General features: G+C 67.1%; 10 protein-coding genes. 5 read left to right on the top strand and 5 right to left on the bottom strand.

Annotated elements, in window-relative coordinates; translation table 11 throughout:
- Positions 1-2 precede the first annotated feature (2 nt).
- On the bottom strand, positions 3-1,715 hold the full coding sequence (locus tag D3261_RS16710) for a sodium:proton antiporter (RefSeq protein WP_120074328.1): 1,713 nt from the start codon (positions 1,713-1,715) through the stop codon (positions 3-5).
- 144 nt (positions 1,716-1,859) lie between these two features.
- Between D3261_RS16710 and D3261_RS16705 the strand changes: the two genes are divergently transcribed.
- The gene (locus tag D3261_RS16705; RefSeq protein ID WP_120074326.1) at positions 1,860-3,335 is read left to right on the top strand and encodes a sulfatase-like hydrolase/transferase; all 1,476 of its coding nucleotides are present in this window, start codon (positions 1,860-1,862) and stop codon (positions 3,333-3,335) included.
- On the top strand, positions 3,336-5,441 hold the full coding sequence (locus tag D3261_RS16700) for a PQQ-dependent sugar dehydrogenase (protein ID WP_120074324.1): 2,106 nt from the start codon (positions 3,336-3,338) through the stop codon (positions 5,439-5,441).
- Here the strand turns inward: D3261_RS16700 and D3261_RS16695 are convergent.
- Both D3261_RS16695 and D3261_RS16690 read right to left on the bottom strand, forming a co-directional pair.
- Positions 5,438-6,307, bottom strand: a complete 870-nt coding sequence (locus D3261_RS16695; protein WP_120074322.1) for a ketopantoate reductase family protein — start codon at positions 6,305-6,307, stop codon at positions 5,438-5,440. The genes D3261_RS16700 and D3261_RS16695 overlap by 4 nt on opposite strands.
- 7 nt (positions 6,308-6,314) lie before the next feature.
- Positions 6,315-6,617: a rubredoxin-like domain-containing protein gene (locus D3261_RS16690; RefSeq protein ID WP_120074320.1), complete on the bottom strand. Its 303-nt coding sequence runs from the start codon at positions 6,615-6,617 to the stop codon at positions 6,315-6,317.
- A gap of 169 nt (positions 6,618-6,786) precedes the next feature.
- On the opposite strand from D3261_RS16690, the gene D3261_RS20430 reads away from it, so the two are divergent.
- Both D3261_RS20430 and D3261_RS16685 read left to right on the top strand, forming a co-directional pair.
- Positions 6,787-6,954 carry a zinc ribbon domain-containing protein gene (locus D3261_RS20430; RefSeq protein WP_199694049.1) on the top strand — a complete coding sequence of 56 codons (168 nt, stop codon included), beginning with the start codon at positions 6,787-6,789 and terminating at the stop codon, positions 6,952-6,954.
- A gap of 89 nt (positions 6,955-7,043) precedes the next feature.
- Positions 7,044-7,454, top strand: a complete 411-nt coding sequence (locus tag D3261_RS16685; protein WP_120074318.1) for a Fic family protein — start codon at positions 7,044-7,046, stop codon at positions 7,452-7,454.
- Between the two features lie 208 nt (positions 7,455-7,662).
- Here the strand turns inward: D3261_RS16685 and D3261_RS16680 are convergent, their stop codons facing one another.
- Positions 7,663-11,175, bottom strand: a complete 3,513-nt coding sequence (locus D3261_RS16680; RefSeq protein ID WP_120074316.1) for a DNA polymerase II large subunit — start codon at positions 11,173-11,175, stop codon at positions 7,663-7,665.
- A 191-nt stretch (positions 11,176-11,366) separates the two neighbouring features.
- On the opposite strand from D3261_RS16680, the gene D3261_RS16675 reads away from it, so the two are divergent.
- Complete coding sequence (locus tag D3261_RS16675; RefSeq protein ID WP_120074314.1) at positions 11,367-12,227, top strand: GIDE domain-containing protein; 861 nt, start codon at positions 11,367-11,369, stop codon at positions 12,225-12,227.
- 18 nt (positions 12,228-12,245) lie between these two features.
- Here the strand turns inward: D3261_RS16675 and D3261_RS16670 are convergent, their stop codons facing one another.
- A complete protein-coding gene (locus tag D3261_RS16670; RefSeq protein ID WP_120074312.1) occupies positions 12,246-14,435 on the bottom strand; it encodes an ATP-dependent DNA helicase in 2,190 nt (729 codons plus the stop codon).
- Between the last annotated feature and the right edge of the window lie 225 nt (positions 14,436-14,660).

The following is a 14,660-nucleotide window of genomic DNA, read 5'->3' as shown; positions in this document are numbered from 1 at the left end:
GGTCAGTCGGTGGTCCCCTCGCCGGGGGGGTCGATGTCGAGGCCGAACTCGGCGGCCTGGGTTCGCCAGAACTCCTCGTAGGCCTCCTCCTGTTCGTCGACGGTGCTCTCGCCGTCGTTGACTCGGTTGAGCTTGAGGTCGACCTCTTCGAGGAGGCGGTCGCCGACGTCGCCGCCGATCACCCCGTTCTGGACGGCCTCGCGGATCGCGTTCTTCTCGCGCTGGAGGAGGCGGCGTTCGCCGATCAGGAGCTCCTCGCGCCGGAGGTCGGGGTTCTCCTGCATCAGCTGTGAGATCGCGTCCCGGAGGTCCTCGCGTTCCTCCTCGTACTCCTCGGTGAAGTCGTCGTAGACGTCGCTCGGGATGTCGCCGCGCTTGCGGAGGCGCTCGGCGGCGTCGAGCGCGGCGTCGGTGGCACGCGCCCGACCGTTGAGGAGTTCGTAGAGGCGCTGGTCGTCCGACCGGGTGGCGATCCCTAGCCTGTCGAGGAGCCGCGACATCGTGAGCCCCTGGACGACGAGGCTGAACGCGACGACCCCGAACACCATCGCGCGGAGCTCGTTGCCCGGCGGGAAGCCCGACGGCAGCCCAAGCACCAGCGCGACCGGGATCGAGCCGTGGAGCCCACCCCACACCATGACGTGCTGGTAGTTCCGCGGGACGCCGTTGGGCGTGAACCGATTGGTGATCGCGGTCAGCGGGTAGACCGCGACGACGCGTGCGAGGAGCACGAGCGGGATCGCGACCACGATCGGCACCGCGAACTCGGCGAGCTGCCGGACCGGCGTGGTCGCGCCGATCGCGACGAAGATGAAGGTGTTGACGATGAACGCAGCGGTTTCGAGGGTATTGAAGATCGAGAGCTTGGTCTGGGGGCTCATCGCGTACTCGACGCCGCGGTTGCCGATGAACAGCCCCGCGACGACCGTCGCGATCACGCCCGAGACGTGGAGGTAGTGTTCGGCCAGCAGGAAGCTCCCGTAGGTGAGGATGAGGGTGAGGACGATCTCGGTCATGTGTTCGTCGAGGTTGACCATCACCCGGTAGACCGCGTAGCCCGCGACCAGCCCGACCACCACGCCGCCGACGCTCGACAGCGCGATCTCGAAGGCCGTGCTGGCGAGCCGCGAGAGGCTGAGGAGCTCCGAGGCGGGTGTGTTCGTTCGCAACGACTCCTCGGTGAGCGCGAGCAGCGCCGAGAAGATCACGACGCCGACGCCGTCGTTGAGCAGACTCTCGCCCTCGACCAGCGTCGAGAGGCGTTCGGGCGCGCCGAGTTCGTCGAACAGCGCCAGCACGCTCACCGGGTCCGTCGGGAGGATCATCGCGGCGAACAGCAACGAGACCAAGAGCGGGAAGCCGAAGGCGTACTGGCCCACGAGGCCCAGCACTATCACCGAGAGGATCACCCCGGGAACCGCGAGCGCGAGGATCGGTCCGATGTTCGCCCGGAAGGATTCGAGGTCGGTGGTGGCCGCCCCCTCGAACAGGAGGGGTGGGAGCAGGACGAGGAGGATGAGGTCGTGTGAGAGTTCGATGTCGAAGAGTTGGACCCCGAACACCGCCTGGATCCCCGAGACGGCGAAGCCCCCGATCAACAGCGCGATGGTGTAGGGGAATCGTCCGACCTTCGCGACGAACACCCCGACGCCCGCGGCGAGCATGAACACGACGAGGAGGTCGACCTCGGTCGCCGCGACCGTCTGTGCCAGCATTACCCGGCCTACACCACACCGCCTGTTAAGTACCCCGCCTGCATCCGCTATTCCAACGGACGTCGGCAGTCGGAACCGGGCGAGACCGTGCGGCTCCGCGACCCAAACGGCGTTACTTATTTGCGATGGCCTACATGGTGGGGTATGGACACCGCGCCAGACAGGAACGTCCTGTTCGTCGTCATGGACACGGTGCGGAAGGACCACCTGTCGTGTTACGGCTACGACCGCGACACCACCCCCGGACTCGACGGCTTCGCGGACGAGGCCGCCGTGTACGAGGAGGCGGTCGCCGCCGCGCCCTGGACACTTCCCTCCCACGCCTCGATGTTCACTGGATTGTACCCCGGCGACCACGGTGCAACCCAGGAGAATCCGTATCTCGAAGGTCACGCCACGCTCGCCCAGTCCCTCGACGAGCACGCGAGCTCGTGTTACTCCTCGAACGCCTGGATCACGCCCTACACCCGCCTCACCGACGGGTTCGACGACCAGGACAACTTCTTCGAGGTGATGCCCGGGGACTTCCTCTCGGGCCCGCTCGCGCGCGCCTGGAAGACGATGAACGACAACGAACGCCTCCGCAAGCTCGCCGACCGGATCGTCGAGATCGGCAACGTCTTCCACGAACGCCTCGCGGGCGGCGGTGGTGCGGACTCGAAGACACCCGCGGTGATCGACCAGACCATCGAGTTTATCGACGAGAGTGACGAGCCCTTCTTCTCATTCGTCAACCTGATGGACGCCCACCTGCCGTATCACCCGCCCGAAGAGCACAGAGAGCAGTTCGCGCCGGGAGTCGACTCCACCCAGGTCTGCCAGAACTCGAAGGAGTACAACGCCGGTGCGCGCGACATCAGCGAGGCCGAGTGGGAGTCGATCCGCGGGCTCTACGACGCCGAGATCCACCACGTCGACGCCCAGCTCCATCGACTCTTCAAGTGGATGCGTGCCAACGACGAGTGGGAGGACACCCTCGTGATCGTCTGTGCCGACCACGGCGAATTACATGGGGAACACGACCTCTACGGCCACGAGTTCGGGGTCTACGACCCGATCGTGAACGTCCCGCTGATGGTCAAACATCCCGACCTCGAACCCGGAAGATATGAAAATCAGGTCGAACTCGTCGACCTCTACCACACGGTGCTCGATCACGCCGGGGCCGAGGGGAAAGGCGTGAAATTCGACCCGAACCGGTCCCTGCTCTCGGACTCGTATCGGGACTTCGACGGCGGCGAGAACGCGTTCGTGGAGTACTACCGACCCGTCGTCGAGCTGAATCAGCTCGAGAGCAAGGCCACCGAGGCCGGTATCGACCTCCCGAAGAACTCACGGTTCTACTCGCGGATGCGGGCGGCCCGGCGACCCGACGCGAAGTACATTCACAACGAGCGAATCGACGACGAGGCCTACCGGCTCGACACCGACCCCGGCGAGCACGACGACCTCGTGGGCGAGGACGACCCGGCCATCGCGGCCGTGGCCGACGCCCTTTCGGAATTCGAGGCGCAACGCGACCCATGGAGCACCGCTGCGGGCGGCAGCGACGACGAGGTGCTCTCGGAGATGGGTGGCGACGCGAAGCAACGGCTCGAAGACCTGGGCTATATCGAATAGATGCACACCAGCACCACACGACCCGACGGCGGCGTATCGCGCCGACGATTTCTCCGGACGACCGCGGTCGCGGGCGGGGTCGTGGGGCTCGGCGGTACTGCGGGCGTGCGCGCTCAGACCCAGCAGCCGGAGACGATCGAGCTCGGTGGCGACACCGCCGGCTGGGTCGGCCGGTCGCCCAATTCGATCAGCGGCGACACCAACCCCACGATCGAGCTCGATTCCGGTACGAAGTACCGAATCACGTGGGAGAACGTCGACGGCAAACCCCACAACATCGTGATCTCGAACCGGTCGGGCGGGACGATGAAGCGCACCGAGGTCATCACGGAACAGGGCGCGACCCAGTCGGTGACGTTCACCGCGACCCCGAAGACCGGGAGCTACGTCTGTGAGGTCCACCCGACCTCGATGCGCGGCGAGTTCGACCTCGGCGAAGACGCCGCCGCCAGTTCGGAAGGATCGGTGAGCGACGAGGACCTCTACTTCCCGAAGGGTCCGTCGGTGCGGCTCGAGACCGTCGTCACCGAGGGGCCCGACTCGCCACTGGATTTCGTCGTGCCGCCGAACTCCAGTGACACCTACTACATCGTCGACCGGTCGGGCGGGGTCTACCGCTACACCGAACGGCGCGGCCTCCAGCCCGAGCCGTTCATCGACGTGAGCGACAAGCTCGCGGAGATCACCGGCGAGATGGGGCTCGTCGGAATGGCGTTTCACCCGGACTACCAGCAGAACAGAAAATTCTACCTGCGCTACAGCGCCCCGAGCCGGGAGGGCACGCCCGACGATTACAACCACACCGAGGTGCTCGCCGAGTTCACGGCGAACCCCGACGGCACCAGCGCCGACCCCGACTCCGAGCGCGCGGTCATGGAGATCCCCCATCCCCAGGAGATCCACAACTCCGGGTCGATGGCGTTCGGGCCCGACGACGGCTATCTCTACCTCGGGATGGGCGACGGCGGTGGCGGGAGCGACAACAACCTCGGGCACGTCGAGGACTGGTACGAACCCCTCGAAGGCGGTAACGGCCAGGACGTGACCGAGAACCTCCTGGGGAGCATCCTCCGGATCGACGTCGACACCCAGGACGGCGAGAAGGCCTACGGCATCCCCGAGGACAACCCGCTCGTCGGCCGGGACGGGCTCGGCGAGCACTACGCCTGGGGCCTGCGCAACCCCTGGCGGATCGGCTTCTCGAACGGCGAGCTCTACGCCGGCGACGTCGGCCAGAACTCCTACGAGGAGATCAACCTGATCGAGAAGGGCACCAACTACGGCTGGAACATCCGCGAGGGGAGCCACTGCTTCGACCCGCGGGCGGAGGAAGCCTCGGAGATGAGCACCGACGGCAGCTGCCCGACGAAGACCCCCGACAACGTCCGTGGCGGCGAGCCGCTCGTCGACCCGATCATCGAGTACCCACACGCCTACAAGGGTCGGGGGGTCGGGGCGTCGGTCATCGGCGGCTACGTCTACACCGACGACCGCATACCGGCGCTTACCGACAAATACGTTTTCGGCGACTTCCGGAAGAACATCGACATCGAGGAGCCGAGCGGGTCGCTGTTCGCCGCGACGAGGAAGGGGAAGAAGTGGTCGACCGAGGAGGTCACGATCGCGAACGGCGACGAGGGCCGGATCGGGAACTTCGTGCTCGCGATCGGCCGGGACAACGACGGCGAGCTCTACGTGCTCACCACGACCGACCACGACCCCGGCGAGGGGACGGGGACCGTCTACCGGATCGCCCGTGACCCGTCGAACGCCGCGACGACCGGCAACGCGACTGCGGGGAACGGGACGGCGGGGAACGCAACTACAGGGAACGCGACCACCGGGAACGCCACGGCGAACGGAACCGCGAACGTGACGACCGGTGCCAACGCGACCGCCGGCACGGCAGCGAACGACTCGACGGTTGCCGGGTCGGCCACCGGCTCCGCGGCGAGCGGTTCGAACGGATCGGGTGGTTCGAACGGTTCGTCCGGTGAGGCGGGCACCACGCAGGGTTCGGGCCCCGGCTTCGGCGCGCTCGCGGCGGTCTCGGGGCTCGTACTGGGTGCCGCACGCTTCCTTCGCGGGCGGAACGACGGGGACTAATCGGTTCGGCCGCGAACCAGCCCGGCGAGCGTCCGGTTCACCGGTGCTGGCTCGTCCGCACGCGCCACGACCGCGCCGTTGATCGCGTCGACCTCGGTTCGGTTGTTCGTTCGAACGTCTTGGAGCATCGAGGAGTGGTTCTCGGCGGTCGTCTCCACGACCGATTCGAGCGCCGCGACCGCGTCACGGTCGCCGAGATCGACGTCGTTCTCGCGGGCGACGCGAGCGGTCTCGCGCGCGGCAGCGGTCGCGATTTCGTGTAACGGACCGTCGGCGAGCGCGCCGTTCGATACCCCGGCGAGCGCGGTGACGGGGTTGATCCCGGCGTTGACCGCGAGCTTCTCCCATCGACGGCGGGCCATGCGAGTCGAGACCTGTGCGTCGATGCCCGCGGTACGGAGCGCGCTCCCGACGCGTTCGGCGGCGGTCGAGGGGCCGCCGTCGGGGTCGCCGACGACGACCTCGCCGACGCCCGTACACGCGACCCGACCGGGTTCGTCGAGCCGTGCGCCGTAGGTACACGTCCCCGCGAGGACGGTGTCGTGGGTGCGGGCGAGGCGTTCTTCGTTGCCGAGGCCGTTCTGGAGCGAACAGACCACTGTGGGGTCGCAGTCGGTGAGCGTACGCGCGGCGGTCGGGGTATCGAACGATTTGACGGTCACCAGCGCGAGGTCGGCGCGGTCGGGGACCGTCGTCCGGGCGTCGGGTTCGACGGCCAACTCCACCGCGCCGGTGACGGTCAACCCCGACCCGCGGACCGCCGCGACGTGCGGGTCCCGCCCGACGAGGGTCACGTCGTGTTCGCGCGCGCACAACCCGCCGACGAGGCTGCCGAGGCTCCCCGCGCCGAAGACGACCACGTCCATTCGAGGACTAATCCTCGGTCCAGTAATAGAGGTCTTCCTTCGGCGCGCCGCACGACGGACACGCCTCCGGGAGGGAATCGATCCGGCCGAGCTCGCCGCAGGCCCAGCACCGCCACATCAGGTCCATCTCGCCCGCCCCGTGCGACCCGCTGGTCTCGACCTCGGTCGCGAGCTCCCCCGCGGCTCGCACGTAGAACCCGCTCTCGTCGAACCCCCTGATGGTCCCCAGTTGCTCTCCCCGGTCGTCGTAGACCGTCTGGTCGAACCCGAGCTCCCGCCCGCTGGACAGCCGATACTGTGCGTCTTCCATGATATCCTCCCACACCCTATAGGACCGCCGAGAGCATAACGTTCGCTCCGGGACTGCACTTCGTGACCGTCGCTGCGAGCCGTTTAGCCACAAAGCACATTATCCCCCAACCGAGTTATCCACCGTTCGAAATGAGTGGCCGTGACCGTCGCCGATACGGGTCGTGAGAATGGACGTCGAAGAACCCAGAGCGGAAGTCGAGGAGCTGCAACGCGAAGTCCGGGAACTCCGGCGACGACAGCGGCTGACGGCCCAGTGTCTCACCTGCGGGACGATGTTCGTGCCGACGCGCGAACTCGGCTGTCCGGTGTGTCGGTCCCAGGGGCGGGCTCGGTGAGCCCCGTCGCGTTCGTGCGCCCCGAAGAACCGATGGATTCCCGGTTTGGGGGCGTGAGGTTCGCGCCCGGATCGAAGTGATCGAACCGTATGGAAAACAGCGATTTACCCACCGCACGCGATATTATCGACGTTCACAGCCGTATCGAACGCATCTACGACCTGAAATACGAGGGTCTCCGGAGCCGGACGCCGACGCGAACGCTTCGAGAGAAGGCACTCGACCCCGCCCGCGAGTACGACGACGTGTATCACCGTGCGGCGGCACTCCTGTTCGGCATACAGAGCGCTCACGTCTTCGAGGACGCCAACAAACGGACTTCGTGGGCCGTAACGACCACATATCTTCGGGAAAACGATTGCTCTCCATCGTTCGAGCAAGACGGAGAGCTGGTCGAGGGCATCATCCGGAGTATCGGCTACTTCGACACCGAGACGGTGGCGAACTGGCTCGAAACCGGAGAGATGGATGTATCTGAACTCCCGGAACGGCTAAGATGAACCATCACCACTACCACCCATGAGCAAACAGGAAGCCGACGATCGGAGCGACTTCGTGAAATTGGCCGAGGAGGTGATCGAGGAACAACGACCGATCCTCGACCGATTGGCCGACGACTGAACACGTCGGCCACCCTCACCCGGATTTTGGGTACGACTCCGTGACGGAATCGGTGCGTCCGCTGGGAATACTACTGCAGCGACTCACTCACATGAAATCCGCAATACCGCTCTGTTTGTTCTTGTCGTTCTCGAACACGCTCTCGAGGGTCATCTCTAGGACTTCGAGGCGCTGTTTGGTGTAGTCTCGACAGCCGTACTCCTCGGCGACCCGGGTCGCGGTCCCGATGTACTTCTTCACCGAGCCCTCGTGGACGGTGAGGTTGACCCGGCCGCCGCACTCCCGACACTCGCCCGAGAGCGGCATCCGGCGGTACTTCGTCCCGCAGTCGAGACACCGCGTCTTCTGGCGCGAGAAGGCACGGAGGTTGCCGATGAGGTCGGGCAGGAAGTGGTACTCGATGATGCGCTCGGCGACGTCGGTCTCATCGACCGCTCGGAGCTTCCGGGCGAGTTCGAGCTGGGCGTCCATCTTGTCGGTCATCGAGCCCAGCGTTTTGTAGGCCGAGAGCGCCGGCCCGAGTGCGAGGTTCGAGGTCTCGGTGGTGTGGCGAAAGCCCGTGTACTCCTCGTCGGTCCCGACGTTCGCCTCGGCGATCTCGATGTCGACGGCACCAGGATCGGCCATCTCCAGGGTCGCCTCGTAGAACTCCTTCGGGTAGGAATCCACGATGTCCATGTTGTGCGCCTCGTCGTCGATCTCGGCGGGGTCGATCCGCGAGGACATCACCAGCGGGGCGTCCATCCGCCCGCCGCGCTTGTCGGGGAGGTAGGCCTTCGAGAAGTTGAGCAGCCCGTCCATCAACAGCATGACACAGTCCTCGTCCCCGTCGCAATTACGGCGCTTTGATGCATGGAAATACGGATGAGCATAACCCACAGCGGCGCTCGTGAAGCCGATCACACGCCCCACCACCGCCGCCGAGGTGTGTGGGGCCATCCCGAAGACCAACTCACCGACCAGATCGTCGCGGTCGTCGAACTCGTAGAACGGGTCGAGACCGTAGTACTGGGTCAGGAGGTCGTCGACGAAGTCGGCGGTCTTGAGGAGGTGTTCGGCCGCGCCGTCCGAGAGCACCACGTCCTGAACCCGCAACTCCACCAACTGGTCGTCGTGGCGGAGCGGGTCGCCCTGCATGTCCTCGTGGTAGCCGAGTTCGCGGAACTGCTCGACCGAGACGTCGAGTTCGTCGGGTTTGACGCTCGTGACGGGCAGATCCGTCATGTCGTAGCGGATGGTCCCGTCCTTGAACGCCGAGACGCCGTGTTTCGCCCGGAGAACACCCTTCTCCATCGGCTCGGGCGTTTTGAGTTCCGAGGTCAGCCCCTTGACCCCCTTCAGGATGTCGAAGGCGTTCTCGCGCTCGCCGACCTCGCGGAGGGCGCTCTCGTACTCCTCTCGGATGTCGACGACCCGCCACTCCGTCGGCGTCGCCTCGCCCTCACAGCGCGGGCACTCCGCCCGACCGGACTCGTCGGGTTCGACCTCGATCTCGCAGTCGGGACACTCGTATCGCGGCTCGGTGAGGCTCCCGCAGTCGGGACACCGGGTCTCGTAGGTTCGGGTGCCACAGTCGACGCACTCGCGGCGACCGACCTGGACGGGGACGGCTCCACGAGAACCCTCGTGGACGTGGTCGGCCGCCTCGCTCACGTCGCGCTGGCTGCCGCCGGCCTCGCCGATGGGAAAGAGGGTGTGGACCGCGGGCGAGAGCTCGCGTTTCTCGGACTTCTCCGGCCGCCCCATCCGTCCACCGATCCGGGTCGGCGCGCGCTCGCGGAGCGAAAAGGGCGCGACCTCGCGGGCGGCCTTCATGGCGTTCGGCCACTCGCGGGCCGCCGCCGAGAGCGACTCCCAGGTGCGTTCGAGCCCCTCGTCGATACCCAACGACCGTGCCAGCGCCGCGGAGTTCGGGATCCGAAGCGCGTCGCCGGCCTGGGAGTGGGGGACCAGCAGGTCTTCGAGCGTCTTCCGGACCTCGGGGAGCGGTTCGAGCGCCAGCCTCCCCTCGACGTACTCGCCCGCGACGACCGCCTCGGCGAGGTCCTCGAACGCCTCGACCGAGATATCGTGCCAGCAGTAGGTGTACCGGGGATGGAGCGGGGTGTCGTACTCGATTGCCCACTCGATGGCCTCGCTCGGCGAGGGCGCTTCGAGGTCGACACGTGGTGAATCCCGGAGCGCTCTGACGTCCGCCTCGGTCGCCTCGAACTCCTGGATCCACCACTCGAAGGTGTACGACGCCGGCGCAAGCGGGTGGTTGTTCTCGACGAACTCGCCGTAGTTCACGAGGTACTCCCCGAGGTCGAGGATCGCCTCGACGCCGTTCCGGCATTCGAGGGCCTCCTCGGGGTCGTCGATCCGGCGGACCTCGCCGTTCGCCAGCCTGACGGTCGGGCCCTCGATCGAGTCCACCGGAACGACCCCGGCGGCCTTCCCCGGTCGCTCGGTCTTCAGCTGGGTGCCCGTCGCGAGGAAGTCGTCCACGAGGTGCATCGTCGCGGGGTGGACCCCGGCGGTCGCGAACCCGTTGTTCCGCGAGCGGCCGTACCGGAGCCGGAACCCGCCGGGCCGACTCGGGTGGCCGAACACCGGTCGGCCGGCGATCAGGTCCCGGAGGTACTTGGTCGCGGGTTCGGGTCGCAGGGGACCATCGGGCCCGTCGTCGGCTTCGTCTCCCGGTTCCGCGTCGTCCACCCCGTCGTCTTCCTCCGATTCGCTCGGTTCGTCGGCTTCCTCGTCGGTCTCGTTGTCGCTCTTCCCGATGGTGCCCGCGATGAGGTCGTCGAGCCACGGCCAGTCGACCTCGTCGAGTTCGGCGGTGTAGCGTTCGATCTTCGGGGCCTTCTGGGCGATCCCCTCCGCGAGCACGAGACACATCCCGCCGCGGGGGTTGTTGGTGCCGACCCGTTCGAGGTCCCGAAAGCCCGAGACCTCTTCTTGCCCCGTCGCCTCGCCGTCGAGCATCACGGGGCAGTGCTCGGCGATGAACTTCGTCTCCTTGTCCTTCGGGGAGTACTGGAGCCCCGTCTCAGAGTCGTAGAGGTCGATCTCCTCGGCGTAACGCTCGACCTCCTCCTCGCGGGCCTCGTAGGCACCGAGCCCGAGCAGCGCCCGGGTGTAGTCGGCCACGAGCACCGAGAGCGCCTGTGCCGTCCCGCCCGCCGACCGGATCGGGCCGGCGTAGAACACCCGCACGAACTGGGTTCCGTCGGGGTTGTCGGCCAGCTCCACGCGGTCGATGCCCTCGATGGGTGCGGCGACCACGCCTTCGGTGAGGAGCGCGACCGCGGTCCGGACCGCGCCCTCGATGGTTCCCGCCTGCGTCTCGTAGTCCCCGACCCGGCCCTCGGCGAAGTCCTCGGCGAGTTCGAGTGCGGCCTCCTCCCGACTCATCTGCCCTTCGAGCTCACGCACCCGGTCGGCCACGCCCTCGATGCCGAGGATGTTCTCCACCCGGTCGGCCATGTCCTTCGCGACCGGGATCTCGACCTCGGGAGTGGGGTCGCCGCCCGTCTCGCGCGCGGTCTCGGCGACCGCGAGCGCCTCGTCGAGCCCGGATTCGAGCCGTTCGAAGTAGCGCTCGTCCTCCGGCCGCATCAGCGCCGTCGACCCTCGTCCCGACCGTTCTCGTCACCGTCGGAACGTGCGCCGAGCCGTCCCGGGAGCGAACCGTGCATAGCCACGAGTCGACCGGCGGCGGCAAAAACCTTCACCTCCGTGCGAGCGCCGATACCGTGCGAGGCGATCCTTCGATAAATTAATACGATTCTGCAGTGACCTCTGAGCACATGGTCGACCTGACGCTCGTGGGTATCGGTCTTTTCGTCGGCATCGTCGGGCTCGTGTTCGCGTACACGGGCTGGCTGAATCGCAAGCAGCGGCGGCTCGTCGCCGAAACGGGGACCACCGAGGTTCGGGGGATCGACGAGGAGGGCCGTGTCGAAGTCAAGGGCGAGGTCGTTACCGACGGAGGCGCGTTCACCTCCCCGGTCGGGCGGGCGGACGCGGTGCTCGCGGCGTGGGAGGTCGAGGAGTGGAACGAGCGGGGCGACACCAGCAACTGGCGGACCCTCGCCTCGGGCGTCTACTCGGAGCCCTTCCGCGTCGACGACGGCACCGGCGCGGTCGAGGTTTCACTCACCGACCGCGTTTCGGGCGAAAGCGAGTCCCTGCTCTCGCTCGACAGCACCGTCGCCAACGACGGCGTCGCGGTCGACAACGTGACCTGCGAGTTCGAGGAATTTCCCGTCGTCGAGGAGGTGGGGGCCGAATCCGAACCGCCCGAGCACATCCGGTCGTTCGTCGCGGGCGAGCGCGGCGTCTCGGGGCAATCGGGGTCGATCACCAACCTCGTCGACATCGGCAACGCCCACGGCGACCGCCGCTACGCCGAACGCGCGCTCGCTCCCGGCGAGGAGGTCTACCTGCTCGGTCACGCCGAGGCGGACGCGGGCGCGACCCACCCGCTCCACCCTGAGGACGTCGTCCTCACCGCTGACGACGAGGAGCCGTTCATCGTCTCCGACCACGCCGAGGAGGCCCTCGTTGACCAGTTCGGCTCGGGCTACCGGCGAAGCCTCGCCGTCGGTGTCGCCCTCGTCGTGGCCGGCATCGCGGCGGTCGTCGCCGGTGCGACGCCGCTGCTCTGAGCCACGGTCACGGGCTGGTTATGGCGTCGGCGGTGCGCCGTCGTAGGCGTCGAAATCGGTGTAAAAGTTGAGCATCGCGAACTTGAGCTTCTCGGGGTCGATGTCGATGATCTCCGCACGCTCCTCGTCCGGAAAGCTCTCGCGGACGGCGTACTTGCCCATCTCACGGCTTGCGCGGCCGGTGTACCGCGCGTCGAGGAGTGCCCGGACCCCGATCTCTTCGGGCGAGCGGAGCACCCGCCCGAGCGCCTGACGGGTCTTTCGGATGGTCGGGATCTCGACGGCGTACTCCCAGCCCGCGTCGAAGGCGGCGTCGTAGGCGTCCTCGACGGCTCGGAGGCGGTCGTCGAGGTGTGGATAGGGAACTCCGACCACGACCACCGTGTGAGCGTCGTCGCCATCGAAGCTCACGCCTTCGGTGAGGGTGCCCCAGAGCGAGGTGAAGAGCACGCCGTCGTCGTCGTCGACGAACGAATCTCGAATGTTCTCGACGGATTTCCCGGCCTCGTCGAGGTAGCTCGTGGCCGACAGCGAGAGCGCGAGTCGGTCGTGATACCGTTCGGCCTCGGAGTAACTCGGGAAGAACAGGAGGGTGTTCCCGGGGGTGAACCGGACCGCGTCGCGGAGCGCGTCCGTCACCGCCTCCTGGACCTCGTGCTCGTCGCGGTCGCGCGCGAACAGCGCCGGCGTGTCGACCGCGAAGGTCCGACGGCGCTCCTCGGGGAAGGTGAGTCCGTACGCCATCGTCTCGGGGTCGTCGAGACCGAGTACATCGCCGGTGACCTCGAACGGGCGGAGGGTCGCGCTCATCAGGATCGTCGAGTGGAGGCTCTCGAACAGCGGTTCGGTGACCTCGCGCGGGATGGAGGCGAACGACTCGGCGCGGCCGTAGACCCCCTCCGGGCCCCGGCGTACCGAGACCACGGGATGGCGACCGCCGACCGTGCCGTCGGCGAGCCAGGACTCGACGAACCGAGCGACCTGAAGGGTCTGACACTCCTTCCTGACCTGGGTCTCGCCGTCGCGGTACTTCCTATCGTACTCCCGGTCGAGGCTCGCGCCGAGCGCGAGCGCCGCCTCCACGTCACCCTCGATCCCCTGGCCGGTGTAGGCGTCGAGGAAGGCCAGGGTGAGGTCGTCCCGGCCCTCCGGGTTCGCGACTTCGAGGTCCTCCCAGTCCTCGCCGACCCGCTCACGCGCGCCGAAGCTCAGTTTGTCGTCGTAGGTCGAGAGCAGCGCGCCGCGGAACGCGCTCACGACGTTCGTGGCCTTCTCGGTCCGCGGGTCGTCGGCGTCCTCGCACTCGGCGAGCGCGGAGTCGAGCGTGGTCTCGGTCAGGGTTCGTGTCGCGTGTTCGCGTGCCGCGCCCTCGACGTTGTGGGCCTCGTCGAAAACAGTAATAATGTCTTCAGGATCGCGGCCGAGCCAGCGGAAGAACTGTTCGCGGATGTTGGGGTCGAGGATGTGGTGGTAGTTGCAGACCACGAGATCCATCGCCTCCATGCCGTCCTTCAGGAGTTCGTAGCCACAGAGCCCCTCGCGTTCGGCGTAGTCGTAGACCTCCTCGGGGGTGCGGACGTCCGCGGCGAGCCACCCGTAGAACTCCTCGGTGTCGGCGGTGAGGTTGTTGTAGTAGTGTTCGCAGATCGATCCGTCTCGAAGATCGTCGAGTTCGTCCTCGACGGCGTCGAGTTCGTCCATCACCGCGCTCCGGGCCTCGGCGGCGTCCGCTTCGCCCGCCTGGCTCGCGTCGAGCAGGTCGCCCTGGGCCGCTTCGAGCTCACGCTTCTCGCTCTCGGCCTCGACGAGGTTCTTGGTGGTGTCCCGGAGGACCTGACACTCCTCGTAGTCGACCCCGATGTGGCACATCGAGGCCTTGCCCTTGAAGACGGTGGCCTTGAGGGGTTCGTGTTGGTTGATCGCCCGCGCGTCGGCGACGAACTGGCGCATCTGCTGGTGGACGCTCGTCGTGATGACCACCGTCTTGTCCTCCTCGCGGGCGAACTCGAGCGCGGGGACCAGTGCTGAGAGGGTCTTGCCCGTCCCACAGGCTCCCTCGAAGAGCACGTCGCGCTCCTCGTCGAGGGCGTCGTGGATGCGTTCGATGGCCGCGCGCTGGTTCTCGTAGGGCGACTCGTAGGGGAAGAACCGCCACGCGCGCTGCGAATCGGCCGCCACAATAGCGGGAATTCGTACGCGTTCGGGCATAAGGGTTCGTGTGGCGTGGCGAAAGTGGTCCGCCGCGAGTCGTGGGCGGCACTCGTACGTCAGGACCAACCACTATGGCGCGCGCTTGCGACCGGTCCGAACGATAGTGAGGGCCGGTCGCAGACATTGTGCGAGGGATGAGCACCGTAGAGAGCGACCAACGGGAGCGAACGAGGAGCGCAGTCGGTTGGGGAGGCGTGTGGCGGTCGCGGGGCGGTGGCGGAG

The sequence above is a fragment of the Halococcus sp. IIIV-5B genome (assembly GCF_003602035.1).
Classification (GTDB): Archaea; Halobacteriota; Halobacteria; order Halobacteriales; family Halococcaceae; genus Halococcus; species Halococcus salsus.
Note: the sequence above shows the minus strand (reverse complement) of the source record. Positions and strands in the feature narration are given on the sequence as shown.